Source organism: Kitasatospora terrestris, assembly GCF_039542905.1.
Classification (GTDB): domain Bacteria; phylum Actinomycetota; class Actinomycetes; order Streptomycetales; family Streptomycetaceae; genus Kitasatospora; species Kitasatospora terrestris.
Genome location: NZ_BAABIS010000001.1, coordinates 7,248,339 through 7,271,759 on the forward strand (window position 1 = coordinate 7,248,339; position 23,421 = coordinate 7,271,759).

The window sequence follows — 23,421 nt, forward strand, 5'->3', positions numbered from 1 at the left end:
TGGTGATGGCGCGCCGACTCGGCCCGGCGGATGCCGCGATGGCGGCCGGCGGGCTGCTGGACGTCCTGGGGGTGGCCGCCGTCGTCCTCGACGACCACGGCCGCATCACCCTGTGGAGCCCACCCGCCGAGGACCTGTTCGGCTACACCTGCGAGGAGGCCCTGGGCCGCGAGGCTTCGCGGCTGCTGGTGGAGGAAGGGCGCCGCGCACAGGTGCACCAGGCGTTCGAACAGGTGATGGCCGGCGGGGGCACCTGGGCCGGGGCGTTCCCCGTCCAGCACAAGGACGGCCGCACCATGCTGGTCGAGTTCCGCAACACCCGCCTGCAAGCCGCCTCCGGTACGTTGTACGCCCTCGGCCTCGCCTCCCCCCGCGAGACCGTGCGACGCCTGGAACGCGACCTGGCCCTGGCCGCGCGGATCGTCGACCAGGCACCCATCGGACTCGCGGTCCTGGACGAGGACCTGCGCTACGTCATGGTCAACCCCGCCCTGGAGAAGATCAACGGCCTGCCCGCCGCCGAACACCGCGGCCGCACCCCGCACGAGGTCCTGCCGCACCTGGACGTCGGTGCGATCGAGGACCGGATGCGCCAGGTGCTCGCCACCGGCCGGCCGGTGCTCGACGAGTTCGCCGTCGGCCGCGTGCCGCACGACGACCGCACCCACGCCTGGAGCTCGTCGTTCTACCGCCTGGAGGACCAGGCCCACCGGGTGATCGGGCTGGCGGTCTCGGTCATCGACATCACGGAACCCTACGAGCAGTCCGTCGCCGCTGCCCGGGCCCGGCGCCGCCTGTCGCTGATCGCCGACGCCTCCATCCGGGTCGGCACCACCCTCGACCTGCCCACCACCGCCCGCGAGCTCGCAGAGGTGACCGTGCCGGAAGTGGCCGACATCGCCGCCGTCGACCTGCTCGACGCCGCCCTGCCGGGCGCGACGACCCGCGCGGACGACGGGTCCGCCCAGTTCCGCGCGATGGCGATCAAAGCCGCTGACAGCACTCCGGCCACCGACGCCGCCGACCCGATCGGCGAGGTCACCCGCTACCACCCGCACCGGTTGGTCACCCAGGCCGCCGTCGGCGGCCGCCCCGTCCTCGTCCCCCGTGTCACCGCCGCGGACCTGACCCGGATCGCCCGGGACGAGAACGCCGCTCGCCTCCTCGCCGAAGCCGGCGTCCACTCCTACCTGGCCGTTCCCCTCATCGCCCGCGGCCGGGTCCTCGGCGCCCTCGACCTCAAACGCACCCGGACGCCCGCTCCCTTCGACCAGGACGACGTCCTGCTCGCGAGTGAACTCGCCGCCCGCGCCGCCGTCGCCATCGACAACGCCCGCTGGTACCAGCACCAGCGCCAGGCCACTCTCGCCCTCCAGCGCCACCTGCTGCCGCCCCGGCACGCCCCCGACCCGCCGGGCCTGTCCATCGCCCACCGCTACCAGCCCGCCAGCGCCACCGACGAGACCGGCGGCGACTGGTTCGACGTCATCCCGGTCGACGGCGGCCGCACCCTGCTGGTCGTCGGCGACGTCATGGGCTCGGGCATCACCGCGGCCGCCACCATGGGACAGCTCCGCACCACCATCCGCGCCCTGGCCCGCCTCACCTCGGACCCGGCCGACCTCCTCACCCACCTCGACGCCGTCACCCGCGACCTCGGCGACGCCATGGCCACCTCCGTGATCGCCCTCTACGACCCCGCCACGGGCCGCTGCCGCCTCGCCTGCGCCGGCCACCCGCCCCCCGTGCTCGCCCGCCCCGGCCACGCCCCCCACCCCGTCCGCCTCGACCCGGGCCCGCCGCTCGGCGTCGGCGGCCTGCCCTTCCCGGCCCGTGACCTCACCCTGCGCACCGGCGACGACCTCGTCCTCTACACCGACGGCCTCGTCGAAGTCCGTGACCAGGACATCGACCAGCGCCTGCAAACCCTCACCGACCTCCTCGCCGGCCCCCGCCGGCCCCTGGAGGACACCTGCGACCTTCTCCTCAGCGCTCTTCGCCGCCCCGACAACCAGGACGACGTCGCCCTCCTCATCGCCCGCGCCGTGCCCTGAGCCGATCCGCGCGCGAGGCCGGTGGCCGCGGTGGCCGGATGACCAGCGCCGGCGTCCGGCCGCGGAACGCCACCGCGGGTACTTCGTCACAGGTCCCGATGCGGATGCGGTTGCCGTCCCGGTGGGCGACGACCACCCTCCAGCGCCTGCCGTCATCGTCCTCCTCCGACACGGTGACCTCCCAGCCGGCCGCGCGGAGGAGGCGGGACGCACGGGAAGCCGTCTCGGCAGCCGTGACGGTGGCCGGGCGGTCGCCCTGGTACACCGTCGCGTAGTGGTAGCGCAGCGGCTCGCGCCGGTCGGCGACCTCCGGCTCGTCCAGGGACAGCCGGCGGAGGTGGACGCGGACCGTCAGATCCTTCACCAGCGCGACCAGTTGCCCACGCAGTGCCCGGCCCAGCCGGTCCAGTTCGGCACGTGCGTCCGAGGTCTCGTCCATGGCTGCCCCCTGATCGCGGAACGCACCGCAGGACCCCCGGCCGGGGGCGGCCCGGCCCGGCGGGGTCGACCCGGGCGGCGGGCCCGCCGGGCTCACCGGGCCGTCAGGCGCGCGAGTTCCGCGGCTCCCGCGACGGGGTGGCCCGACGCGGCCAGTTCCTCCAGGCGGTCGGAGAGCGCCGCCAGCAGTCGGCGCAGATCGTCGCGGACAGCCGGCTCGTGCCGTGATCCGGCCAGTCGCAGGGCGGTGATCCCGGTGCGGGCCCACCCCTCGCCGTGTGCGCGCAGCCAATCCCCGGGGGACCCGCCGAGGTGCCGGAGGGCGGTGTCGTACAGCAGGTGGCCTTCCAGCGCGAGCCGCCACGCGACGTCCGGGTCGCCGTCCGCCCGGACCAGGTCCGAGGCGAGCAGGCCCAGGCGGCGGGCATACGGTGCGGCCTCCCGGGGGTCGCCCAGGCGGCCCGTCACGGTGGCGGACCCGCCGGAGACCAGGGCGCGGTGAAGGGCCTCGACGGGTTCGCCCAGGGCGGACCCCGCGCGCAGGAGGGCCTCGCCGAGGGTGACCGGCACCCCTTCGTCGAGGACGCGCTGCTGGGCGGGGACGGCCGCCGGATCGAGCCCGGCGGCTCTGGCGAGCAGGGGAGCGGCGTCGGCCGGGCGGCCGGCGGCACGCAGGTGGACGCCGGTGCGGGCCAGCGCGCCGGCGAGGTCGCCGAGGCCCTGTTCGGCGATGCTCAGCACGAAGCCGTCCACACCCAGCGCGTGGTCCCAGTTACCCCGCGCGGCCTCGATCCGGGACGCGACGTCCGCCGCCATGCCGTTGGCGTACGGGAGGTGGGCGTCGGGGTCGGCGGCCACGGCGTCGATCGCTTCCCGGTACCGGGCGAGGGCCTCTCCGGCGCAGAACAGGGCCTGGTCGGGGTCGCCGTACCGCGCCTGGACGACCGCGACGACACTGAGCAGGCGGGCGAAGTCGAGCGAGCGAGGGGGCGGCGCCGACGGCAACCCGGCTCCGGCGTACACCTCCACCGCCCGGTCGCAGTCCACGAGGGCGGAGGCGGCGTGCCCGGCGGCGGAGTGCGCGGCCGCGCGGCGCGCCCGGACGTCGCCGATCCGGGAGGCGAGGTCCGCCGGGGCGAGGGCGGAGCGCTGGTAGTGGTGCTCGCTCTCGTCGAGGGACGACACGGCGTCCCCGGTCAGCTCCGCAGCGGTCTGCGAGGAGCCCAGGGAGTAGAGCAGGGAGGCGAGTTGCTCGCTCAGCAGCGGTTCGTCCGGGCAGCCGTCGAGTTCCGCGCGCAGGATGTCCGCCGCCCGGCCGTGCAGGTCCAGCGACCGGAGGAGCAGACGGCGCTGCTCCGCGCCCTCGGCCCGCTGCGCCCGGGAGCGGGCTTCCACGCCGTCCCAGTAGAGCCTGGCCACGACTGTCTGCTGACTGTCGGCCGACGAAGCCATCAAGTACCCCCTCCGCTCACCGAGTTGCCCACCCTACCCGGGTCGGGAATTCCGTGGGGCCGCGGAGCCCGGCGGGCTACCGAGGAGGCCACGGCTACGGAGAGGCGGACAGGGCGTGAGCTGGTCGATGTTCAGGTTCTGCGGGCACTGGGCGCACGCCCACGACGTCCAGCAGGAGACCTTCATGGCGTTGGCGGCGATGTACGTCGAGGCCAACGCCGACTACCGCACGGTGCCTTGGCTGCGCGAATGGCAGGCCTTCTGGCTGGGCGCGATCGGGCGGCAGGCCAACGGCCTCTCCGACCTGGGCGCCGACGAGCACCTCACCGACGACGACCGGGTCGCCCGGTTCCGGGCGTTCCTGCGCGACTACCGGTCGTGGCTGGTCGCTTCGGAGGGGCCGCTGGTCACGGCCGCCGGGCTGAGCGCCGACAAGCTCGTCGAGTTCACCCGGACCGTCGACGCGGTCCTCGCGGGCGACGCCACGCATCCCGACGTCCACCGCGACGTGGCGTGACGTGACGTGACCGGCGCGCCCACCGGCTTCCCCGCCGGTGGGACGCGGAGGCCGCCGCGTCCCAGACGCCCGCGTCACGGCTCCGGCCTCGTGGACGGCGCTCCTCCTACACGTCGAGCCCGGTTTCGATGAGGTGCAGGTGGTGCCGGGCCATGGCGAGGTTCGCGCGGGTGCGGTCGAGGACGAGGGACAGGAACAGGCGGCTGCCGTTGCTCCGGCGGAGCGGTCGGATGAGGTGGTACTGGGCCGTGAGGCTGGTGAGGATGTCCTCGATCGTCTCGGTGTCGAGGCCGGTGGTGGCGAGGGCTTGCTGGGTGGCCCGGACGATGTCGGTGTGGCCGGCGGCGGCGAGGGCCGGGTCGAGGGTGGAGAGCGTCGTCCGGGTGCCCAGGGCCATGCCGCTCTCGAGGTCGACGAGTGCCACGCCGAGCGCCCCGTCGATGGCCATCGCGTCCTTGAGTGCCTGGTCGACTCCGTTCACGGTTCGCTGCTCCCTGCTGTTGGTCGGTGCACGTGGGTGCCGGCCCGCTGCCGTCGTGGCGGTCGACCGATCGTGTCCGTGAGGCTACGGATCGCAGCGATGTGGCGCGCCCTGCCGATCGAGACCGACCGTGATTGAACGGTTCCGGCCCGGCGCCGACTTGCAATGATCGTGAGTTGAAGAATTCTTCACATTCAGAGATGCTTTATCTGTGAATCCGGTGGTCCGGGTCACTCGGTGGACGAAGAGGAGGAGGGCTGAGCGATGGCGGTCCCGCTCTACCAGGCCAAGGCGGAGTTCTTCCGCACGCTCGGTCACCCGGTCCGGATCCGGGTCCTGGAGCTGCTCCAGGACGGGCCGTGCCCGGTGCGCGAGCTGCTGGCCGCCATCGAGGTCGAGCCCTCGAACCTCTCCCAGCAGCTGGGCGTGCTGCGCCGGGCGCAGCTGGTGACGGCGACCCGGGAGGGCAACACCGTCGTGTACGCGCTGAGCACGCCGGACGTGGTCGACCTGCTGCGCGCCGCCCGCCGGATCCTCACCGAGATGATCACCGATCAGGAGGCGCTGCTCGCCGAGCTGCGCGAGCCCGACCACCAGGTGCACCGGGCATGAGCGGGACTTCCGCGGACCTCACGGCCGCCCCCGTCCTCGCGGTTCTCGTCCGGCGCACGGGAAGACGGCTGCGGGCGGTGCTGCCGACCCGGGACGTCCTGGCGACGATGGGCCGCTCCCCGCGCAAGGACCTGCTGGCCGGGCTGACGGTGGCGATCGTCGCGCTGCCGCTGGCCCTCGGCTTCGGCGTGGCCTCCGGAGCGGGTGCCCAGGCCGGATTGGCGACCGCGGTGGTGGCGGGCGCGCTGGCGGCGTTCTTCGGCGGCTCCAACCTCCAAGTGAGCGGTCCGACCGGTGCGATGACCGTCGTCCTGGTCCCGATCGTCCACCAGTACGGCAGTGCGGGCGTTCTGACGGTCGGACTGCTCGCGGGCGTCCTGTTGGTCGCCGCCGCGCTCGGCGGGGCCGGCCGGTTCATGGCCTACGTGCCGGCACCGGTGGTGGAAGGATTCACCCTCGGCATCGCCGGAGTGATCGGCCTCCAGCAGGTGCCCGCCGCGCTCGGAGTGCGGCCCTCCGGGGCGGAGAACGTCGTGATCGGCGCCTGGGACGCCGTCGTCGCCTTCGCCGCCGGACCGCACCTGGCGAGTGCCGCACTCGCGGCCGGCGTGGCGGCGGTGATGCTGATCGGCGCCCGGCTGCGCCCGGGCATCCCGTTCTCGTTGCCGGCGGTCGCCGCGGCCACCGTCGTCGCCGGTTCGGCCGGGTTGGACGTGGCCACGATCGGGCACCTGCCCGCAGGGTTGCCCGCGCCCTCGCTGGCCTTCCTGCACGTCGGTGAGATCCCGCACCTGGCGAGTGCCGCGCTGGCGGTGGCGGCCCTGGCGGCGCTCGAGTCGTTGATGTCGGCCACGGCCGCGGATGCGATGAGCGTCTCGGAGCGGCACGACAGCGACCGCGAACTGTTCGGCCAGGGCATCGCGAACCTCCTCGCCCCGTTGTTCGGCGGCGTCGCCGCGACCGGCGCCATCGCCCGCACCGCCGTCAACGTCCGCTCGGGAGCCGCCTCCCGGCTCGCCGCACTCGTCCACGCCGCCGCGCTGGCCCTGGTCGTGTTCGCCGCGGCCCCGCTCGTCTCCGGCATCCCGCTCGCCGCGCTCGCCGGTGTGCTGATCGCCACCGCGGTGCGCATGGTCGAGGTCGCCTCGCTGCGGGCCCTGGCCCGCAGCGGCCGCGGCGAGGCCGCGATCCTGGTCCTGACCGCCGGAGCGACGCTCGCCTTCGACCTGGTCACCGCCGTCATCGTCGGCCTCCTGGTCGCCGGCGCGCTGGCCCTGCGTCAGGTGGCCCGCTCCGCCGCACTGACCAGGGTGCCGCTGCACGAGGGGCTCCCACCGGCCGACCACCACGCCGAGGAGCAGGCGCTGCTCGCCGAGCACATCGTCGCCTACCGGATCGACGGTCCCGTCTTCTTCGCCGGGGCCCACCGCTTCCTGCTGGAACTCGCCGAGACCACCGACGTCAAGGCCGTCATCCTGCGCCTGTCCCGAGTCAGCGCGATCGACGCCACCGGAGCCCTGGTCCTCGGCGACGCCATCACCAAACTGGAACGGCGGGGCATCCTCGTCCTGGTCTCCGGCGTGCAGGAGGGCCACCTCAAGACGCTGGACGCCCTCGGTGTCCTCGACGCCCTCCACGCCGGGCACCGCGTGTTCGCCGCCACCCCCGATGCGATCTCCTGTGCCAGACGCCACCTGCACGGCCATCCCGCGGCAGGTGCCTGACGTGCGGCGTCCGGAACCGCCGCAGGGGCGGACCTACCGGGTGGAGCTCGCCAACACCGCGGCATCGATCCCGTGGGCGGCCCGCACCGCCAGAACGGCCTTCATCGCCTGGGGCGTGCCCCCGGGCAGGAGCGTGCTCGACGCCGTCCAGCTGATCGTCACCGAGCTGGTCACCAACACGGTCCGCCACACCCGCTGCCGGGATGTCACCCTGACATTCACCGGCGGCGGGCTCGCGGTGGTCGCGGAGATCACCGGAGGCTTCGACGGCCACCTGACCGTCACCGCGGACCGGCTCGCGGCAGCGGGGAAACCCATCCAGATCCTGGTCGCCAGACCCGCCTCCTGAGCGGTAGGCGCATTCCCCGCGCCGGCACCCTCATCCGGGAGCGCAGAATGCCGGCCTGTCGGTCGCCTGCCTCTTTGAGGAAATCCCACAGGCGGTGGCACGAGACGTCGTCGCCGTCGTGGTCTGCCGCAAGAGCGTCAATGGCGGCATGCTGTTCGCCCAGAGCAGGCGCGCGCTGAAGCAGCACGGCGGCATCTAGAAGTCTGATGAAGATCTTGGCATTGGGAGGGCTGTCCCGGTTGGGGCGGCCCTTCTGCGCTATGTGGTGGTGGGGGTGATGGTCCAGGTGTGGCGGGTGCGGGTGAGTCCGAGGTTGATCAGTCGGCGGAGGTTGAGTGCGGCGGCGCGGTTGTGGAGCCAGGTGTCGTTCCTCAGGACGCCTCGGTAGGGGACGCGGCGGTTGGCCTGTGCGGTGAGCCAGGCAATGGCGCGTTCGACCGGTGGCCGCCAGCGGCGGTATTCGGCCTGCCAGTCGGGGTCGGCTGCCTGGTCGCGGGCGGCTTTCAGGCGGTCGTAGTGGGCGTGGACCTGGAATGCTCGGCCGGTCTTGGAGCGGGTGCACCGATCGCGCAGGGGACAGTCGGTGCAGAGCTTCTTGAACTGGGCTGCCCGGGCGCCCTTGGCATCCGGGCGGCCGAGGGGTTTGGTGTGGCCGGCGGGGCAGGTGACGGTGCCGGCGTGGGTGTCGACGTGGAAGTCGTCGCCGGTGAAGCCGCCGGGGACGGCCTGCCGCAGTGGCGGGGGCTTGATGATCAGGGTGTGGCCGTCGTCCTCGAGGGCTTCGCGCAGGTCGCCGGTGCCGTAGGCGGTGTCGCCGAGGACGGTCAGGGTCCCGGTCTCGTCGGCGAGCAGGTCCTGGGCGACGGCGGCCTCGTGGTTGTCCGCTCCGGTGCCGGCGGTGAGGGCGACCTCGGTCAGCAGACCGGTCTCGGGCTCGAACGCGGCGTGGGCGCGGAAGCCCTCCTGGTGGCGGGTGCGGTTCTTGTGGATGTGCCGGGCCTCGGGGTCCACCGTGGACACGATGCGGTCGCGGGCGGTGCCGCGGGCGATCCGCCATCGGCCGTCGCGTCCGTCGGAGCCGTCGGCGACCTCGACGTCCTGACCGGCGACCAGGGCCAGCAGTCCGACGGCGTCCGCGGCCTTCTCGTCCAGTGGCCGTTCGGGCAGGCGGCCCAGCAGGTTCAGCGCGTCGGTGACCAGGGCGTCCACCAGTGCGGTGCGGGCGGCCTCGTCACTCCAGGCGATGCGGGGCTTGCCCGGGTCGGTGTAGTCGTGGGCGGTGCACCACGCGGCGGCGGTCCGCTCCGCGTCGGGGACGTCCCGGATCACCCGGCGGATCGCGGCGATCAGCTGGGTGACGGTGTCCTGGGTGGCCACCGCGTCGTCCAGCACGGTGGAGTCCAGCGCCCGCCGCTGCCTGCCCCTGAGCACGCCGGTGGCCGCCACCACCTCCTTGACCCGGGCGAACAACCGGTTCGGATCCGGTGAGCGCTGCAGCCGGCGCCGGAAGTAGGCCAGCAGCGACGGGTCGAACGCGGTGTCGTGCAGGCCGAGCCCGCACGCGGCCTTCCACCGCAGGTCGCACCGCAACTGCTGGACCGTGTCGACGTCCGACAGGCCGTGCAGGCTCTGCAGGACCACGGCCGCCGCCAGGACCTGCGGCGGCATACTCGGCCGCCCGTTCCTCGACGGATACATGTCCGCGAACATCGAGCCCGGGAACAGGGCCTCCCGGTGCTCGGCCAGGAACGCGAACACACTCCCGGCCGGGATCAACTCCCGGCAGGTCTCCCACACATCCGGCCCGACCAACTCCCCAGCCCATTCCCCCATCGCCACGAAACGAGTCTGGCCCCACCGCACACGCGACGAGGCCAGAACCCAACATCTTCATCAGACTTCTAGCGCTGCTTGGCGCCGACGCGGACCGTTCCGCGCAACCCCGCTGACCGGAGGTCAGGGGGACGGCCGCGCTCGGGGTCCGCGGCCGTCCCCCTCCTCCCAGCGTCACCCGCCGGCAGCGGGGCCGGCGTGGTGGTGCTCCTCGGCGAGGTCGGGTCGGCGACGGCGTCGGAGAGGGACAAGGGGAGAAAGCTTCTTCAGGCTGGGTGTGTAACGTCCGCCCGGGGTCGCGGCGTGGGTGCTGTGACAACCGAGCTCGGAAGGATCATCTGGTGGGGGAAGCACCCGCGGGCTATTTGGAGTTCGCACACGCCCACAGCCGCAGGCTGTTCCACACGGCCTGCCTGTTGACCGGCGACTGGCACCTGGCGGAGGACCTGGTCCAGGAGACGTTGGCGAAGATGTACCGGTCCTGGTGGCGGATCGACCGCACCGAGGCACCCGTGGCGTACGCCCACACGGTGCTGACCCGAACCTTCATCTCCCAGCGCAGGCTGCGCCGCTCCGGCGAGCGCCCGGTGGGCGACCTGCCCGAGAAGAGCGGTCGGCCGGAGGACCCGACGCTGCGGATGGCGCTGCTGGAGGCGCTGGCCCAGCTGTCGGCCAAGGACCGCACGGTGCTCGTCCTGCGCTACTGGGAGGACCGCTCGGTGGAGGAGACCGCTCAGCTGACCGGGATCAGCGTCGGTTCGGTGCGGTCGCGCAGCCTCAGGGCCAAGGACCGGCTGCGGCAGGTCCTCGGCCACGACTTCGCAGAACTGAGCCGGTCATGACGGCCTCGAACCAGCACCCGCAGCCCACGCCCCCCGACGGACCGGAGAGCACCGTGATCCACGAGCAGCAGTCCGACCACGAGCTGCACGACGCCTTCGACCTCGCCGTGCGGGGGTTCTCCCCGCACAGTCCCGACCTGGTCCACCGGGCCGCGGTCCGGGGACGGCGGTTGCGCCGGATCCGGCAGGCCCAGCTGGCGGTCGCCGCGGTGCTGGTGGTCGGGACGGCCGGGCTGGGCCTGAGCCGGCTGGGGCCGGCGGCCGCTCCCGGGCCGCTCCCGCCGGCCGCGATGAGCACCTCGCCCGGCCCGGTTCCGAGCAGCACCGCGCCCGTGGCGCCGACCGACTCGGCGCAGCTGCTCGATCTGCTGCGGGGGAAGCTACCGTCCGACCTGCAGCTCAGCGCGCCGTTCCGGGTGGACCCGGGCGGACAGTGGCCCTCGGGTGAGCCTTCCAAGGTCCTGGCCGCCGGCTTCGCCCTCACCAAGGGCAGCGGCCGGGGCGGCGTCGGCATCACTTTCTCCCGCACCTCCCTGCTCTCCACGGCCAAATGCACGAAGCCCACCTGCACAGCGACCCGGCAGCCGGACGGCACAACGCTGATGGTCCGGCAGCTGGCGGACGCCTCAGGGCTCCAGACCTGGAGCGCAGTGCTGGAGTGGCCGGACGGGTCGCAGGTGATGGTGACGGCGAGCAATAATCCCGGGGGGGACGGGGAGGACGGGACGCGGCCGTACACCAATGCCCCGCTGCTGGGCCTGTCCGAGCTGTCCGCAATCGCCCTCGATCCGGCCTGGCGGCAGGTGATGGCGGGCCTGCCCGCCCAGTGACCTGAGGTGAGGCAGCGTCTCCGGGGTGCGCCATCGTTTTACCGGCCCAGGACTTCGGTCACCAGCGACCGGCGGCCGCCGCAGCGGTGCCCACCTCGCCGACGGTGCCGTCATCGCCAAGGCGCTCAGCCGCCGGGGCCACATCCTGCTCCCGTCGTCCTGACCGCCATCGGCCTGCCCATCCTCTGTCGAAGGCGGCGACTTCGGCCTCTGACGGTCGCCCACCTGTGCGACCTGCTCGTGGACTCACCCGACTTTGGCTGCTGTGGCGGAGCTCGGCGGGCTCCTCGAGCTCGAGACGGCCGGGGCGTGCGCCTGGTCCTGGTCGCCCCTCCGGGGCCCGCCCGCCGCGCCCTGCGCATCACCGAGGTCGACACCGTCCTGCCCGCAGCCCGCAGCCCGTACTCCGGCGCACGCACTGAGCACGTGAGGACCAGCAGGCGCCACGAGGAGTGGCCCGACCGCGAGCGGGAAGACGCCCGGCAGCATCCGGCCCATTTCGGGAGTGCCCTTGCGTCCGCTGCCGGTCGAACCGGCCTTCCACCGCCGCCTCGCCTTCCCTGCGAGGTCGGCGCCCGACGTGAGCGCGGGCATCGACTTCACCCGTGGAACCCTCCGGGCCTGGCACCCCGGCGCGGACCCGGCCGCCATCGCGGACATCGTCCTGGTGGCCGCCGAACTCCTCGCCAACGCTGCCGAGCACGCCGGCGGCCCGCTCGCCCTGGAGCTGTGCCGGACCCCGGTGAACCGGATCCGGATCGAGGTCACCGACGCGACCCCCGCCCGACCGCGCGTGCAGTCCCTGTCGCCGGACACCCCGCACGGCCACGGCCTGCGGATCATCGACCGCCTCGCCCACGCCTGGGGCTGTCACCCCGGTGACGGCGGCAAAACCGTCTGGGCCGAATGCGACCTACCACCTCCCGCGACCCACGCTCCGTAGCCGCCCCGCCGCCCCGCCGCCCCGGCGCCCCGCCGCCGCGCTGACCGACGACAGCCGGCTCAGCCGTCGGCGGGGGCCGTCCTCGCCGGACGGCTGCAGATCACGCCCGGGTCAGCCCGACGCGTTCCCGGTGGCATCGAACGCGACGTCGGCCGACACCTCCGTGGTCACCGGGTCCGCGGCACGGTGGGGCTTCGCCCACCCCGGGCACTTCGCACACCCCCGAGCACCACCTGACACCGTCGATGAGACCGTGGACGGCCTCCGGTCGTCCGACCCGCCACCGTGCGGCCTGGTGGGGCGACTGGGCCGGTCACTAGGGTGGGGCCGTGGACATCACCGGCGACGCGTTCTCGCGCGCCCGCTACCTTCTCTCCCGACCGACGCCCGCCGACGACGGCGCAGGAACGCCGGCGGTACCGGCGGTCCAGGAGATGCTGGACGCCCTCCCCGGCTCGGTGACCTTCCTGCTGCCGGTGCGCGACGCGGACGGCGAGGTGGTCGACTTCCGCATCGCCGCGGCTTCGCCCGAGGCGGTCGACATCGGCGGGCGCCGGGGCGGCAACCTGGTCGGCCTGAGCGTCGTGGAGACGTACCCGACCGTGGTGGGCACCGAGCTGTGGCACGGGTACCTGCGGGCCCTGGCCACCGGGGGCCGCTGGGAGGGCGAGCCGTTCCAGTACGAGGAGGTCCTCGCAGGGATCCCGCGGCTTTCCCGCTTCGCCGTCCGGGCCGCGGCCTGCCGCGGCGGACTGGTCGTCTCCTGGGCCCGCCTGGACAGCGGCGAGCGCGAGCAGCGCAGGCTCACCGTGATGCAGCGCTTGGGGGGCATGGGCTGGGCGGACTGGGACCTGGTCCGCGACGTGATCACTTGGTCGGAGCAGACCTACGCGGTCTTCGACCGCGATCCCGAGCTCGGGCCGATGACCCTGGAGGAGCTGCCCCGCCACGTCCTCGCGGAGGACCTGCCCGCACTGGGTGAAACCGTGCAGCGGCTCCTGGGTGACGGGGAGCCGATCGACCACACCTTCCGGATCACCACCCCGGCCGGACAGGTGCGGCACGTGCGGATCGTCGCCGAGGCCGAGAGCGACGCCCACGGCAATCCGGTGGAGGTCCACGGGTTCTTCCAGGACCGCACCGCCGAGAAGCAGGCCGAACAGCGCCTGCTCGACCAGGAGCGCACGGCGCTCGCCCAGCAGACCCGGCTCACGTCCGAGCGCCAGCTCGCCGCCCGCCTCCAGCACGCCCTGCTACCGCTCGACCAGCGGTCCCTGCTCCTCGCCGGCCTCACCGTGGACGTCTCCTACCGCCCCCAGCAGCAGGACCTCGACGTCGGCGGCGACTGGTACAGCGCGATCGAACTCCCCGACGGCAGCGCCCTGCTGGTCGTCGGCGACGTCGCCGGCCACGGCCTCGACGCGGTCGCCACGATGGCGCAGCTGCGCTTCAGCGCCAAAAGCATGGCCATCACCGCCGGCATCCCCCCGCAGACGATCCTCGGCCGCCTCAACACCCTCCTCCTGCACACCGCTCAGCAGAACCCCACCACCGCCACCATGATCCTGGCCCGCTACGAACCCGACACCGCGAAGCTGACCTGGGCCCGTGCCGGCCACCCGCCGCCGCTGCTCGTCCGCCGGGGGCGCGCCCGCTACCTGCCGCTGCCGGAGGGCATCCTGCTCGGCGCGACCGCCACCCCCCGCTACGAGGCCGCCACCCTGACCCTCGAACCGGGCGACCACCTGCTGATCTACACGGACGGCCTGATCGAGCAGCGCGGGCAGGCACTCGACGAAGGGCTGGCCCGCCTCGCCTCCACCGCGGAAGCCTGCGTCGGCCATCCGCGCCCGCTCGACGGCATCCTCGACGAGCTCGACCCGGCCCGCGGACGACGCGACGACATCTGCGTCCTGCACATCGCCCGGTAGCCCAGCCGCAGGCCGGCGGCCCGGATCGCCCGTGCCGCGCGGGATCCCGATCGGCGGCCGGTGGCCGGCCGGGAGGGCGGGGCGCCGGCGTCCGCCCCGCGGGTTCACCCGACGGACGGCCATGGGTGCGCCGGGGCGCGGGTCCGCGGGCCTCCCGCCGACGCGGCCTCCCGACGCCGCCCGGCCGGGCCGCCGGCGTCCGGCCGGTGCGCTGCCGGTGCCGGGTCCGGTCCTCCGCGGGGGCGAAGCGGCGGCCGCCGGGGACCGGGGGAGTCGGCCGCGCCGGGGGGCCACGGTCGGTGGGCGAGGTGGTGGCGGAGGGTTTCGAGGCGGGCGAGGTGGGTGTCGAGTGCGGAGATCGTGGCGGCGTTGAGCTGGTGGATGCGGTGTTCGAGGGCGGTGAGCCGGTCGAGGAGGTGCTGCCAGCGGTCGCCCTCGTCGGTGGTGGTTTGGTCAGGCGCGTTGTTGGTCGCTGTCATGGCGGAGTCGGTCGGTTCGGTGGGTGAGGTCGTCGAGGCGGGCGGTGAGGTCGGGGTGGGCGGTGCCGAGGTGGGGGCGGATGTCGGTGAGGGGGGTTATCAGGTCGGCGGGGTCGGTGGTGCCCAGGGCGGTGGTGAGGGCGGTGAGGGTGGGGTGGCCGGCGGGGGCGATGTCGTTGCAGGTGGTGATGCGGGCGGCGAGGATGCGCAGGTCGGTGGCGTGGTCGCGGGCCCAGGCGGTGACGGCGCGGTCGGCGGCGCGGCGGTCGCGGACGGCTTTGACGCGTTCGGCGCCGGTCTGGTGGGTAGGGTGTGGGTGGTGGGGGCGCAGGCGCAGGTAGCGGTTCTCGGCTGCCTGGCGGCTGGCGACGCCCATGGGGTGGGCGAGGTCGGCCCAGGTGGCGCCTTGGGCGCGGGCGGTCTCGACCAGGCCGGCTTCCCAGCCGGCGAGTTCGGTGCGCAGTTCGCGCAGCAGGAGGAGGGCGGCGAGGGCGGGTTGGGGGCCGGTGTCGGTGGTGGTGGCGTGGGTGTCGGTGGTGGGGGTGGTGCGGGCGGTGTGGACGGCGTGGTCGATGGCGGCGAGGGCGGTGGCGGCGGCGAGGAAGGACGCCGGTCCGGTGGTGTCGGGTGTGTTCGGGGGCTTCCCCACGTCTGTCACTCCTTGGGTGACTCGCATGGTTGTCATCGGATGGATGACATGTTAGAACGGATTCAGGTGAAGCGCACTGGCACCCTTTGAACCAGTTGGAGGTGTTTCGCGATGCTGATGCGCACTGACCCGTTCCGCGAACTGGACCGGCTGACCCAGCAGTTCCTGGGGACGAACGGGACCTGGTCGCGTCCGGCGCCGATGCCGTTGGACGCCTACCGGGTGGGGGACGAGTACGTGGTCTGCTTCGACCTGCCGGGTGTCGATCCGGAGGCGATCGACATCGACGTCGAGCGGAACATGCTGACGGTGAAGGCCGAGCGCCGTCCGCGTCACCAGGGCGATGAGGTGAAGTGGGAGCTGTCCGAGCGGCCGCTGGGTGTGTTCTCCCGGCAGGTGATGCTCTCCGACACCCTCGATCCGGCCGGGATCAGCGCCGACTACGACGCGGGTGTGCTGACCCTGAGGATCCCGGTCGCGGAGAAGGCCAAGCCCCGCAAGATCGCGATCAGCCACAGCGGCGGCCGCAAGCAGATCCAGGCCTGACCGGCCGCACCCACCGGACGTCCCGCGCCGTCCCGCCTCCCCAGGGGACGGCGCGGAACACCCCCGGTTCCGACCCCTGAGGGAGGAGACCGCAGTGACGCTGCGATGGGAAGCGTTCCTCGAAGACGTCCAGGAACGCGGTGAGTACAAGACGCCCGAAGAGGCGGAACGCTCCGCCCGCGTCGTTCTGGCGCTGCTCGGCGCCCATCTCGTCGGTGACGTCCGGGCCGACCTGGCCCGATGCCTCCCGGAGACCCTCTCGCTGATCCTGCTCAACCCGCTGCAGGCCGCCGAACCGCTCAGTCCCGACCGGTTCGTCCGGGCCACCGCCGCCTGGATCGACGGCGCCACCGAGACCACGGCCCTGTGGGACGTCGGCGCGGTCCTGTCCACCGTGGCGGACGCGGCCGGCGACGACCTGATGGAGCGGGTCCTGTTCCAGCTGCCGCCCGGCTACGACCTGCTGTTCGGCCGGCCCGAACCCGGCCACCGCCCCTGACCTCCACCACCGCTCCCCGCGCCGCACACCGCCGCCCGGCGCGGCCCGACCCGGAAAGGCCGACACCCATGACACGGCACCGCCGCCTGCTGCAGCAGGTCCGAACCCTCGGCCGCTACCCCAGCGACGACGAGGCCCGGCGCGTCCTGGACGCGGTCCTGGCCCTGCTGGGCTCCCAGCTCACCGCGGAAGACCGGTGCGACCTCGCAGCCGTCCTGCCCGAACGGGAGCGGACCGTCTTCGCCGCGCAGATCCCGCTGCCCGAGCCGGTCACCGCGCCCGCCTTCGTCGAAGCGGTGGCCGACGCCCTGGGCACCAGCCTGACCGCCGCCCGCTGGGACGTCTCCACCGTGCTCGCCGCCGTCGGCGACCTCGCCGGCGAGCACCTCACCAGCCGGCTCCTGGACCACCTGCCCCGCGGCTGGGCCCTGCTGTTCGGCCGCGCCGAACTCACCGCCGCGGCCTGACACGCCCGCCAGGCCCGGTGCCGGTGGCGGCCCCCGGAGCGCGGAAGAGCGTGCGGGAGCCGGTGCGGCTCAGCTGCCGCCCTGGCCGCCCCATGGCCGTGCCCGGTCGATCCGGGCTGGCCGCGCCCTCCCGACCGGTGAAGGACCTGCTGGACGCCACCGGTACGGACGCGGTCTTCGCCATCAGCCCGAGCGTCGGTGCGGCCCTCACCGACGCCCACACACGCGATGAGGAACCGTCATGACCGGCAACCCGCGCTACGCGGTCACGGTGCCGGCACCGTTCGGCTCGCACTCCCCGCCCCAGGTCGTGATCGTCGAGTACACCGGCGGCCACACCGCGGCCGGCTCCCCCGTCTACGGAGACCCGGAAACCGGCCTGCAGGTGGAGATCCATGGCGGCGCCGCCAGAGTCCTCGCTCCCGGCTCCGGCCCGGCCCCGCCCGCCTGTCTGCACGCCGTGCCCGTCGGCTGAGCGCCGGTGCCGGGACCGCCGCGGCGCCGCTCCCCGTACGGGTGCGGCGCCGCGGACTGTGTTTCGACGGGCCTGTGAGCTGTGGTGTCAGGTGCCTGCTTGGTCGCGGATTTCTCGGGCGGCGTCCTGGCCGGTCTGTTTGACCTCCTCGGCGGTGGTCCGGGCGGCCTGGCGGCCGGTGTCCTTGGTGGTGTCCAGCGCGTCCTGGGCGGTGGATTTGACGGATTCGACGGCGTCCCGGGCGGGCTCGGTCATCTCTTCCTTGATCTCCTGCGCGGCCGTGCCGGCGGCCTGCTTGAGCGGCTCGACCAGGTCGTCGGCGTGTTCGCGCAGGTGGGCGCCGGCGCGTTGCTCGGCCTGGGAGACCGGCAGGAGTGTTCCGGCGAGCATGCCGGCGCCGAAGGCGATGATGCCGGCCGCGAGCGGGTTGCCGCGGGTCTGCCGGCGCACCCGGGCCGGGGTGTGCTGGACGGCGTCGCTCGCCTGGCCTGCGGTGTCGCCGATGCGCTGGCCCAGCTGGCCGGCGGTGTCGCCGACCCGGTGGGCCAGTTGGCCGGCGGTGTCGCCGGCCCGTTCGGCCAGGTCGCGCGTGCCGTGGGCGGTGTCGTTCGCAGTGCCCATCACCTGCTCCTTCATGTCGGTCAGTCGCCGACGGGAGGCGTCGATGCGGCGCCTGGCGACCCGGCGGGGCGCCATCCGGTCGGCCAGGAGGTCCACGTGGTGGGCGAGGTGGGCCCGGCGGGCCTCCACTTCGCCTCTCAGCTGGTCGGGTGTCGCGCCCATGCGGCGTCCTCCTTCAGGGTCTGGACGGTGTGCTCGGGTTTGAGGTTGACGTCCCTGAGCCGGGTGCGGCCCCTGGCGTAGAGGACGGCCGCGGCGGCGCCCCACAGCGCCGCGACGATCAGTGCGGCCCACACCAGGTCGACGGCCTCGCCGAGGGCGAACATGACGGTCAGGCTGCCGAAGAGCACCAGCAGGTGGGCGGCGTAGCCCGCGCCGGCGAGCAGCCCGCCGGCCTTGCCGGCCTTGCCGGCTTCCTCCTTCAGTTCGGCCTTCGCCAGGGTGATCTCCTCCCGGACCAGGGCGCTCAGGTCCTGGGCGATCTCGCCGACCAGCTCACCGAGCGAGCCCGGCGCGTGGTCCGGGTGCGGCGCGGCGGCGCCGTCGGGGTTGTCGCGGGTGCGGGTGGTGTGCGGGGGCCGGTCGTAGGCGGTGGCCACGGCTCACCTGCCGATGTCGGGCTGCTGCCACCGCCCGCCCGGCCCGGACGGCGGCGGGCCGTCGGGGTGCGCGTGCGGCGGGTCGGGGGTGATGTGCGGCGGCTGCGACTGCCCGGCCGCCTGGTAGGGGTCGGTGGGCGCGTCCACCGCCGAGGGCAGCGGGCCCGCCGCGGGTGCGGGAGTCGCCCGCGACACCCCGGCCGAGCCGCCGTCGCCCGACGGGCCGTTCGAGCCGCTGCTGCTGCCGCCGCTGTCGCTGTCGTTGTCGGGTGCGGTGCTCACGCCCTTGCCGGTGCGGCCGACCGCCAGGCCCGCCAGTGCGGCGCCGGCCAGGAACATCCCGGGCCGACGGCGGGCGAAGTCCTGCACGTCGTCCAGCAGCCCCTGCGGACCGCGCTCCTCGATCCGGCCGGCCACCTGGTGCCCGCCGTCCGCCAGGCGCCCGACCAGGGACGTGGTGACCGACCCTGCCGGCCCGTGCCGGCCCATCTCCTCCAACTCCCCGGCCAGGGTGCGGATGGTCTGCGCCAGCCGCCGGCCCTGGGTCTGCGCCTGCTGCCCGAGCTGCTCGCGCAGTCCGCCGAGCAACTCCTGGGCCTGCGTGCCGGCTTCCTCGACCACCTTCGCGGCCTGCTCCTTGGCGGTGCCGGCCACCTCGGACGCCTGGCGGCCCACGGTGGCGGCGCTCTCGGCGGCCTTCTCCTGGGCGGTCTGGGCCATCACCGCGGTGGTGCCCCGGTCCTCACCCGAACCTGGTGTCTCAACCACGGACAATCCCTCCTCTGTACCGGTCCGGCCTTCCTTACGAATCACCGCGCCTACCCGACCCGCGGCCGGTCACTCCGCCACCCCGCCGACAGAGTTTCCGCGCAAGGACGTCATCGGCCGGCCGGGCCTGCCGTTCGAGAACCGTTGCCGCGCGGATCCGGCTCGGGCCGTCGACGGGGCGCGACGAGCCCGCCTGGCCGGAAGCGTCGGCGCTGCCGCCGGCGGACGGCCCGGGGCCCGTCGACCCGCAAGCCCGGTGCGGTGATGCGGTGCTCAGGTGTTCTCGCCGCCATGGCCTGCGTTCACCCGCCCGTCAGGGGGCGCCCCGCCGCGGCACGCGACGGTCCTCGGGGCAGGCCGCCGACGCGCCCTTCGGGCCCATGGGGCGAGGACTCGTGCAACCCTTCCTCGGGCGCGGGACATCGTGGGGGCTCACCGGGTCGTGCCGGTGCGAGGGCTGCCGTCCGATGCGCAGGTTGCGCCGGAGCAGGAACGCGGGAACGCCCCAGCACAGGCCGCACCAGAGAGTCAGCGCGATGGTCAGCAGCAGGGCCGTGAACGCTCCGGTGATCTGCCGCATGACGACCAGCAGGCCCAGGGACGTCATCGTGAGCAGGAGGGCCAGGGCGACCGTGACGAGGCGGGAGGCCCAGGCGACCGCCTCGGTCTTGACCTTCAGCCCGGTGACCAGCCGGTGGAGGGCGACCGGGCCCGTCAACGCGACCAGCGCACCCGCACCGCTCACCAGGCACAGCAGGTAGAGGAGGCGCTCGGTGTGGTCCAGCCGCTCGTAGGCGGGGGTGAAGACGGCCGCGAGGAGGAACGCGAAGAGCAGCTGCACCGCGGTCAGCACCACCCGGACCTCGTGCATCAGGTCCATCCAGAGGCGGTCCGCCCGCTCGTCGCAGGTCTCCGTCCGCTGGCCGACGTTGGCGGCCCGGGCGATCATCGGCGGCCTCCTGGTGCGGGAGCCGCCGGGGGCCGTCCGGGTGCTCGGGTCTGTGGCGGCCATGAGCGGTCACCTCCGGCGTGTCGTGATCAGCGGGGTGCGTGCGCTTACCCGGTGCCACCCGTTCCACTCGGGACGTGGGCGACCGGTCTCGTCGGCACCCGGAGCGCCGAGGGCCCCGCGTACGGGGCTTCGAGGCCGGCGATGATCCGCTGCGCGGCCTGCTCGGTGAGATCGCAGCGGGCCGTGATGTCCCGGACAGGCAGGGCGGGACCGCGTGCGATTCGGACCGGCGCGCGTGCGCGGTGGCCGGTCACACGCTCGTGATCAGCTGCGGGGAGAGCGTTTTGATCATGCTGTTGGTCCAGCGCATCTGGCGCAGGGTCTGCGGGTGACAGGCGGTCGCCAGGTCGAGGAGGCGGCTGTCGGTGGTCGCCCGGGCGGCCTGGGCGAGCATTTCCCAGTGGAGGGAGTTCCCGGTGGCGGCCAGGTGGAGGTCGCGCAGGTCGTGCAGGAGCAGCAGTCCGGGTTCCGGACGGCGGCCGACGGCCTCGGCGGCCTTCTCGCGGAGGGTCGCCAGGAAGCCCGGTGACGGGTCGTCGGCAGGGCCGGACAGGTCGAGGCCGTAGTGCCGGCCGGTGTCGGCCAGGCGCGCCGCGTGCTCGTGGGACCAGCGGGCGATGTCGGTGGCGACGTGGTGGATCTCGTGGTCGGTGCGGTGGCGTTCGGCCGCCTTCAGGAGTTCCTCCTCGAGGTCCCGTTCGCCGTGGTGCAGGGCTTTGAGGACGAGGGTGATGCCGCTCATGGCCGGGTTCCTTCCTCGTCGTCGGTGTGCTGCGTGGCGTGGGCGGCGGGCCCACCGGTGGTGGCCGGCGCGCTGCCGGGGTCGAGGGGCGCGGAGGCGGTGGTGGTGGGCGCGGGACCGGGGGTGCCGTCGGTGCGCCGGAGGAGTGCGACCCGGGCGGCGGCGGTCTTGTAGAGGGGCTGTTTGGACGCCGGGTCCCAGTCCGTGACGGTGGTTTCGTTGGCGGCGCGCCCGGCCGTGTCCGGGGCCGGGCGGTGGCCTTCGGCGGTGTCCCAGTAGCCGTAGTGGAACGGCAGGAAGACCATGCCGTCGCGGATGGCGGTGATGCGCAGCCTGGCGGCCACCGCCCCGCGCGGGGTGCTGACCTCGACGAGGTCGCCCTCCCGCAGGTCCCGGGCGGCGGCTTCGGCCGCCGACATCTCGGCCCAGACGTCGGGCGCGGCGCTGTCGAGCTGGGGGACGCGGCCGGTCTTGGTGCGGGTGTGGAAGTGGTAGATGGTGCGGCCGGTGTTCAGCTGGAGCGGGTACTCCTCGCTGGTGTCCTCGTGCGGGGGCAGGTACTCGGCGGCTTTGATCACCGCCTTCCCGTCGGGGTTCAGGGCGCGGTACTCGACCTCGGTGACGGGGGCGCCGGTGACCAGGTCCTTGCCGAAGCTCTCGCAGGCTTCGGCGTGCGCCCAGGCGGGCCCGTCGGTGTACAGGCGCTCGGTGCCGTCCGGGGCCTGCTCGGTGCAGGGCCACTGGATGCCGCTGCCGCCGCGGAGCCCGTCGTAGCTGAGCCCGGTGTAGTCGCAGGGACGGCCGGCGCTGCACTTCTGCCACGCCTGGAACGCGGACTGCGGGTCGTGCCAGGTGATCAGCGGGCCGTCGTCCTTGTCGCGGAAGTCCATCCGGCGGGCGTAGTCGAGGAAGATGTCCAGGTCGGGGCGGGCCTCGCCGGGCGGTTCCACGGCCTTGTCCGAGAGGTGGACGGTGCGGTCGGCGTTGGTGAAGGTGCCGGTCTTCTCGCCCCACGTCGCGGCGGGCAGCACGACGTCGGCGAGCTGGGCGGTCTCGGTGAGGAAGAGGTCCTGGACGACGGTGAAGAGCCGATCCTGTCCCAGGATGTCGCGGATGCGGTGCAGTTCGGGCAGGGAGACGGCGGGGTTGGTGCCACTGATCCACAGCATCCGGATGCTGCCCTGTTCGGCGAACCGGAACATCTGCATCGCGGGGGTCGGGGGCGCGTAGTGGGGGATCTTCTCGGGGGCGACGTTCCAGATCCGGGCGAGGTCGGCGACGTGCTGCTCGTTCTCCCAGTTGCGGAAACCCGGCAGGTCGCCGTTGGCGCCGCACTCGCGGGTGTTCTGCGCGGTGGGCTGGCCGTTCATCTGGAGCAGACCGCAGCCGGGGCGGCCGAGCATGCCGCGGAGCAGGTGCAGGTTGTTGACCTGGACGGCGGCGGCGGTCGCCTGGTGGGACTGGTAGAAGCCCTGCAGGACGGTGGAGAGCAGCCGCTCGGCGCTGCCCAGCAACTCGGCGGCCTCGGTGATCGTCCGGGCGGGGACGTCGCAGATCGCGGCAGCCCACTCGGCGGTGCAGTCGGCGACCCGCGCCGCCAGCTCGTCGAAGCCGACGCAGTGCGCTTCGACGTACGCGTGGTCGACCCGGTCGGTGCGGATCAGCTCGTGCAGCAGGGCGTTCAGCAGCGCCACGTTGGTGCCCGCGCGCGGCGCGAGGTGGACGGCGGCGTGCCGGGCGACCCGGGTGGGCCGGGGGTCCACGCACAGCAGCCGCGGTGCGTCCGGCCCGGCCAACCGGTCCAGGACCCGCATCCACAGGACCGGCTGCGTCTCCGCCATGTTGTGGCCGAACAGGGCGATGGTGTCGGCGTGGTCGATGTCGGCGTACGAGCCGGGCTGGCCGTCGCAGCCGAAGGTCTCCTTGAGCGCCTCGCCGGCGGTGGCGGTGCACAGTCGGGTGTTGCCGTCGAGGTGGTTGGTGCCGATGCCGGCGCGGGCGATGACCGCGAGGGTGTAGTACTCCTCCAGGAACAGCTGGCCGGTGGTGTAGAAGCCGATCGACCCGGGTCCGCGCTCGCGCAGGAGTTCCTTGGAACGGGCGACGATCCGGCCCATGGCGGTGTCCCAGCCGGACTCCACCAGGCGCCCGCCCTCGCGCACCAGCGGCCGGGTGAGGCGGTCGGGGGAGGCGTTGGCCTGCCAGCCGAACAGGTCCTTGGGGCCGAGCCGCCCCCGGTTGACCCGGTCGTCCGCCCGGCCCCGCACGCCGACGATCCGGCCGTCCTTCACCGCGATGTCCATCGCGTCGCCGTTGGAGTGCAGCAGTGAGGCGCTCTGCACCCAGCGGTCCACTGCGGCGGGCGTCACCCCGGCGGCGAGGTGGGTGTCGGTGCGCGCCGGCCACGCGGCGCCGGGCGGGTACGGGGTGCGGCCGCCCCAGGGGTCCGCGATCCGATCGGTCGAATCCTTCACCGTTGCCTCCAGGACGAAACCGGACTCTCCGGCTCCGTCGCGTACCCGTCCTGCCCATCCCCTAACGGCCGGGGACGTGGAGGC

Annotated in this window: 25 protein-coding genes; 13 read left to right on the forward strand and 12 right to left on the reverse strand. The window is 73.8% G+C overall.

The genetic code is table 11. The features are described from left to right. The first annotated feature begins 5 nt into the window (after positions 1-5). The gene (locus ABEB06_RS33175) at positions 6-2,054 is read left to right on the forward strand and encodes a SpoIIE family protein phosphatase (RefSeq protein WP_345700614.1); all 2,049 of its coding nucleotides are present in this window, start codon (positions 6-8) and stop codon (positions 2,052-2,054) included. Here the strand turns inward: ABEB06_RS33175 and ABEB06_RS33180 are convergent. Together ABEB06_RS33180 and ABEB06_RS33185 are read right to left on the reverse strand one after the other, a co-directional pair. Further along, positions 2,032-2,493, reverse strand: coding sequence for a hypothetical protein (locus ABEB06_RS33180; protein WP_345700615.1), 462 nt, complete (start codon positions 2,491-2,493; stop codon positions 2,032-2,034). The two genes, ABEB06_RS33175 and ABEB06_RS33180, sit on opposite strands and share 23 nt — an antisense overlap. Before the next feature lie 92 nt (positions 2,494-2,585). Beyond that, positions 2,586-3,944, reverse strand: coding sequence for a hypothetical protein (locus ABEB06_RS33185; RefSeq protein ID WP_345700616.1), 1,359 nt, complete (start codon positions 3,942-3,944; stop codon positions 2,586-2,588). A gap of 115 nt (positions 3,945-4,059) precedes the next feature. Between ABEB06_RS33185 and ABEB06_RS33190 the strand changes: the two genes are divergently transcribed. Then, positions 4,060-4,461: a hypothetical protein gene (locus ABEB06_RS33190; RefSeq protein ID WP_345700617.1), complete on the forward strand. Its 402-nt coding sequence runs from the start codon at positions 4,060-4,062 to the stop codon at positions 4,459-4,461. A gap of 106 nt (positions 4,462-4,567) precedes the next feature. Here the strand turns inward: ABEB06_RS33190 and ABEB06_RS33195 are convergent, their stop codons facing one another. Continuing rightward, positions 4,568-4,909, reverse strand: a complete 342-nt coding sequence (locus ABEB06_RS33195; RefSeq protein WP_345702071.1) for a hypothetical protein — start codon at positions 4,907-4,909, stop codon at positions 4,568-4,570. Between the two features lie 297 nt (positions 4,910-5,206). On the opposite strand from ABEB06_RS33195, the gene ABEB06_RS33200 reads away from it, so the two are divergent. Genes ABEB06_RS33200 through ABEB06_RS33210 form a run of 3 tightly spaced genes read left to right on the forward strand, consistent with a single transcriptional unit; the run spans position 5,207 to position 7,627 of the window. Further along, positions 5,207-5,554, forward strand: coding sequence for an ArsR/SmtB family transcription factor (locus tag ABEB06_RS33200; RefSeq protein ID WP_345700618.1), 348 nt, complete (start codon positions 5,207-5,209; stop codon positions 5,552-5,554). Further along, positions 5,551-7,278, forward strand: coding sequence for a SulP family inorganic anion transporter (locus tag ABEB06_RS33205; protein ID WP_425559729.1), 1,728 nt, complete (start codon positions 5,551-5,553; stop codon positions 7,276-7,278). The genes ABEB06_RS33200 and ABEB06_RS33205 overlap by 4 nt, the downstream gene beginning before the upstream one ends. Position 7,279: 1 nt before the next feature. Continuing rightward, positions 7,280-7,627, forward strand: a complete 348-nt coding sequence (locus tag ABEB06_RS33210; RefSeq protein WP_345700619.1) for an ATP-binding protein — start codon at positions 7,280-7,282, stop codon at positions 7,625-7,627. Positions 7,628-7,885: 258 nt separating this feature from the next. Here the strand turns inward: ABEB06_RS33210 and ABEB06_RS33215 are convergent, their stop codons facing one another. Next, complete coding sequence (locus ABEB06_RS33215; protein WP_345701881.1) at positions 7,886-9,460, reverse strand: IS1182 family transposase; 1,575 nt, start codon at positions 9,458-9,460, stop codon at positions 7,886-7,888. Positions 9,461-9,801: 341 nt separating this feature from the next. Here ABEB06_RS33215 and ABEB06_RS33220 point away from each other — a divergent pair, with 341 nt between their 5' ends. The 4 genes from ABEB06_RS33220 (at position 9,802) to ABEB06_RS33235 (ending at position 14,006) form a co-directional block, all read left to right on the forward strand. After that, on the forward strand, positions 9,802-10,302 hold the full coding sequence (locus tag ABEB06_RS33220) for a SigE family RNA polymerase sigma factor (RefSeq protein ID WP_345700620.1): 501 nt from the start codon (positions 9,802-9,804) through the stop codon (positions 10,300-10,302). After that, positions 10,299-11,132: a hypothetical protein gene (locus ABEB06_RS33225; RefSeq protein WP_345700621.1), complete on the forward strand. Its 834-nt coding sequence runs from the start codon at positions 10,299-10,301 to the stop codon at positions 11,130-11,132. The genes ABEB06_RS33220 and ABEB06_RS33225 overlap by 4 nt, the downstream gene beginning before the upstream one ends. A gap of 511 nt (positions 11,133-11,643) precedes the next feature. Continuing rightward, positions 11,644-12,075 carry an ATP-binding protein gene (locus ABEB06_RS33230; RefSeq protein WP_345700622.1) on the forward strand — a complete coding sequence of 144 codons (432 nt, stop codon included), beginning with the start codon at positions 11,644-11,646 and terminating at the stop codon, positions 12,073-12,075. 329 nt (positions 12,076-12,404) lie between these two features. Further along, positions 12,405-14,006: a PP2C family protein-serine/threonine phosphatase gene (locus ABEB06_RS33235; protein ID WP_345700623.1), complete on the forward strand. Its 1,602-nt coding sequence runs from the start codon at positions 12,405-12,407 to the stop codon at positions 14,004-14,006. A gap of 104 nt (positions 14,007-14,110) precedes the next feature. On the opposite strand, the gene ABEB06_RS33240 is transcribed toward ABEB06_RS33235, so the two are convergent. Both ABEB06_RS33240 and ABEB06_RS33245 read right to left on the reverse strand, forming a co-directional pair. After that, a complete protein-coding gene (locus ABEB06_RS33240; RefSeq protein WP_345700624.1) occupies positions 14,111-14,485 on the reverse strand; it encodes a hypothetical protein in 375 nt (124 codons plus the stop codon). Beyond that, a complete protein-coding gene (locus ABEB06_RS33245) occupies positions 14,460-15,170 on the reverse strand; it encodes a type III effector protein (protein WP_345700625.1) in 711 nt (236 codons plus the stop codon). Before ABEB06_RS33245 ends, ABEB06_RS33240 begins: the two co-directional genes overlap by 26 nt. A gap of 75 nt (positions 15,171-15,245) precedes the next feature. On the opposite strand from ABEB06_RS33245, the gene ABEB06_RS33250 reads away from it, so the two are divergent. The 4 genes from ABEB06_RS33250 to ABEB06_RS33265 all read left to right on the forward strand — a co-directional run bounded on the left by ABEB06_RS33250 (position 15,246) and on the right by ABEB06_RS33265 (position 17,121). Then, a complete protein-coding gene (locus ABEB06_RS33250) occupies positions 15,246-15,680 on the forward strand; it encodes an Hsp20/alpha crystallin family protein (protein WP_345700626.1) in 435 nt (144 codons plus the stop codon). Between the two features lie 94 nt (positions 15,681-15,774). Beyond that, positions 15,775-16,179, forward strand: a complete 405-nt coding sequence (locus ABEB06_RS33255) for a DUF2267 domain-containing protein (protein ID WP_345700627.1) — start codon at positions 15,775-15,777, stop codon at positions 16,177-16,179. A 68-nt stretch (positions 16,180-16,247) separates the two neighbouring features. Then, positions 16,248-16,646, forward strand: coding sequence for a DUF2267 domain-containing protein (locus ABEB06_RS33260; RefSeq protein WP_345700628.1), 399 nt, complete (start codon positions 16,248-16,250; stop codon positions 16,644-16,646). 241 nt (positions 16,647-16,887) lie between these two features. Next, entirely contained in the window at positions 16,888-17,121 is a 234-nt protein-coding gene (locus ABEB06_RS33265) for a DUF6296 family protein (protein ID WP_345700629.1), read from the forward strand. 87 nt (positions 17,122-17,208) lie between these two features. On the opposite strand, the gene ABEB06_RS33270 is transcribed toward ABEB06_RS33265, so the two are convergent. From ABEB06_RS33270 to ABEB06_RS33295, 6 genes are all read right to left on the reverse strand, one after another. Continuing rightward, positions 17,209-17,904 carry a DUF3618 domain-containing protein gene (locus ABEB06_RS33270; protein ID WP_345700630.1) on the reverse strand — a complete coding sequence of 232 codons (696 nt, stop codon included), beginning with the start codon at positions 17,902-17,904 and terminating at the stop codon, positions 17,209-17,211. Next, on the reverse strand, positions 17,880-18,341 hold the full coding sequence (locus tag ABEB06_RS33275) for a phage holin family protein (RefSeq protein WP_345700631.1): 462 nt from the start codon (positions 18,339-18,341) through the stop codon (positions 17,880-17,882). Before ABEB06_RS33275 ends, ABEB06_RS33270 begins: the two co-directional genes overlap by 25 nt. Before the next feature lie 3 nt (positions 18,342-18,344). Then, on the reverse strand, positions 18,345-19,109 hold the full coding sequence (locus ABEB06_RS33280; protein WP_345700632.1) for a hypothetical protein: 765 nt from the start codon (positions 19,107-19,109) through the stop codon (positions 18,345-18,347). A 313-nt stretch (positions 19,110-19,422) separates the two neighbouring features. Beyond that, positions 19,423-20,121, reverse strand: a complete 699-nt coding sequence (locus tag ABEB06_RS33285) for a DUF6328 family protein (RefSeq protein WP_345700633.1) — start codon at positions 20,119-20,121, stop codon at positions 19,423-19,425. Between the two features lie 250 nt (positions 20,122-20,371). Next, on the reverse strand, positions 20,372-20,863 hold the full coding sequence (locus tag ABEB06_RS33290; RefSeq protein WP_345700634.1) for a hypothetical protein: 492 nt from the start codon (positions 20,861-20,863) through the stop codon (positions 20,372-20,374). Further along, positions 20,860-23,337: a molybdopterin oxidoreductase family protein gene (locus ABEB06_RS33295; RefSeq protein ID WP_345700635.1), complete on the reverse strand. Its 2,478-nt coding sequence runs from the start codon at positions 23,335-23,337 to the stop codon at positions 20,860-20,862. Before ABEB06_RS33295 ends, ABEB06_RS33290 begins: the two co-directional genes overlap by 4 nt. Positions 23,338-23,421 lie beyond the last annotated feature (84 nt).

Coding starts and splice junctions, on each gene's coding strand:
- ABEB06_RS33175 (WP_345700614.1), top strand. CDS start 6: ATGGCGCGCCGACTCGGCCCGGCGGATGCCGCGATGGCGGCCGGCGGG.
- ABEB06_RS33180 (WP_345700615.1), bottom strand. CDS start 2,493: ATGGACGAGACCTCGGACGCACGTGCCGAACTGGACCGGCTGGGCCGG.
- ABEB06_RS33185 (WP_345700616.1), bottom strand. CDS start 3,944: ATGGCTTCGTCGGCCGACAGTCAGCAGACAGTCGTGGCCAGGCTCTAC.
- ABEB06_RS33195 (WP_345702071.1), bottom strand. CDS start 4,909: ATGGCCATCGACGGGGCGCTCGGCGTGGCACTCGTCGACCTCGAGAGC.
- ABEB06_RS33200 (WP_345700618.1), top strand. CDS start 5,207: ATGGCGGTCCCGCTCTACCAGGCCAAGGCGGAGTTCTTCCGCACGCTC.
- ABEB06_RS33205 (WP_425559729.1), top strand. CDS start 5,551: ATGAGCGGGACTTCCGCGGACCTCACGGCCGCCCCCGTCCTCGCGGTT.
- ABEB06_RS33215 (WP_345701881.1), bottom strand. CDS start 9,460: ATGGGGGAATGGGCTGGGGAGTTGGTCGGGCCGGATGTGTGGGAGACC.
- ABEB06_RS33225 (WP_345700621.1), top strand. CDS start 10,299: ATGACGGCCTCGAACCAGCACCCGCAGCCCACGCCCCCCGACGGACCG.
- ABEB06_RS33240 (WP_345700624.1), bottom strand. CDS start 14,485: ATGACAGCGACCAACAACGCGCCTGACCAAACCACCACCGACGAGGGC.
- ABEB06_RS33245 (WP_345700625.1), bottom strand. CDS start 15,170: ATGACAACCATGCGAGTCACCCAAGGAGTGACAGACGTGGGGAAGCCC.
- ABEB06_RS33250 (WP_345700626.1), top strand. CDS start 15,246: ATGCTGATGCGCACTGACCCGTTCCGCGAACTGGACCGGCTGACCCAG.
- ABEB06_RS33260 (WP_345700628.1), top strand. CDS start 16,248: ATGACACGGCACCGCCGCCTGCTGCAGCAGGTCCGAACCCTCGGCCGC.
- ABEB06_RS33265 (WP_345700629.1), top strand. CDS start 16,888: ATGACCGGCAACCCGCGCTACGCGGTCACGGTGCCGGCACCGTTCGGC.
- ABEB06_RS33270 (WP_345700630.1), bottom strand. CDS start 17,904: ATGGGCGCGACACCCGACCAGCTGAGAGGCGAAGTGGAGGCCCGCCGG.
- ABEB06_RS33285 (WP_345700633.1), bottom strand. CDS start 20,121: ATGGCCGCCACAGACCCGAGCACCCGGACGGCCCCCGGCGGCTCCCGC.
- ABEB06_RS33290 (WP_345700634.1), bottom strand. CDS start 20,863: ATGAGCGGCATCACCCTCGTCCTCAAAGCCCTGCACCACGGCGAACGG.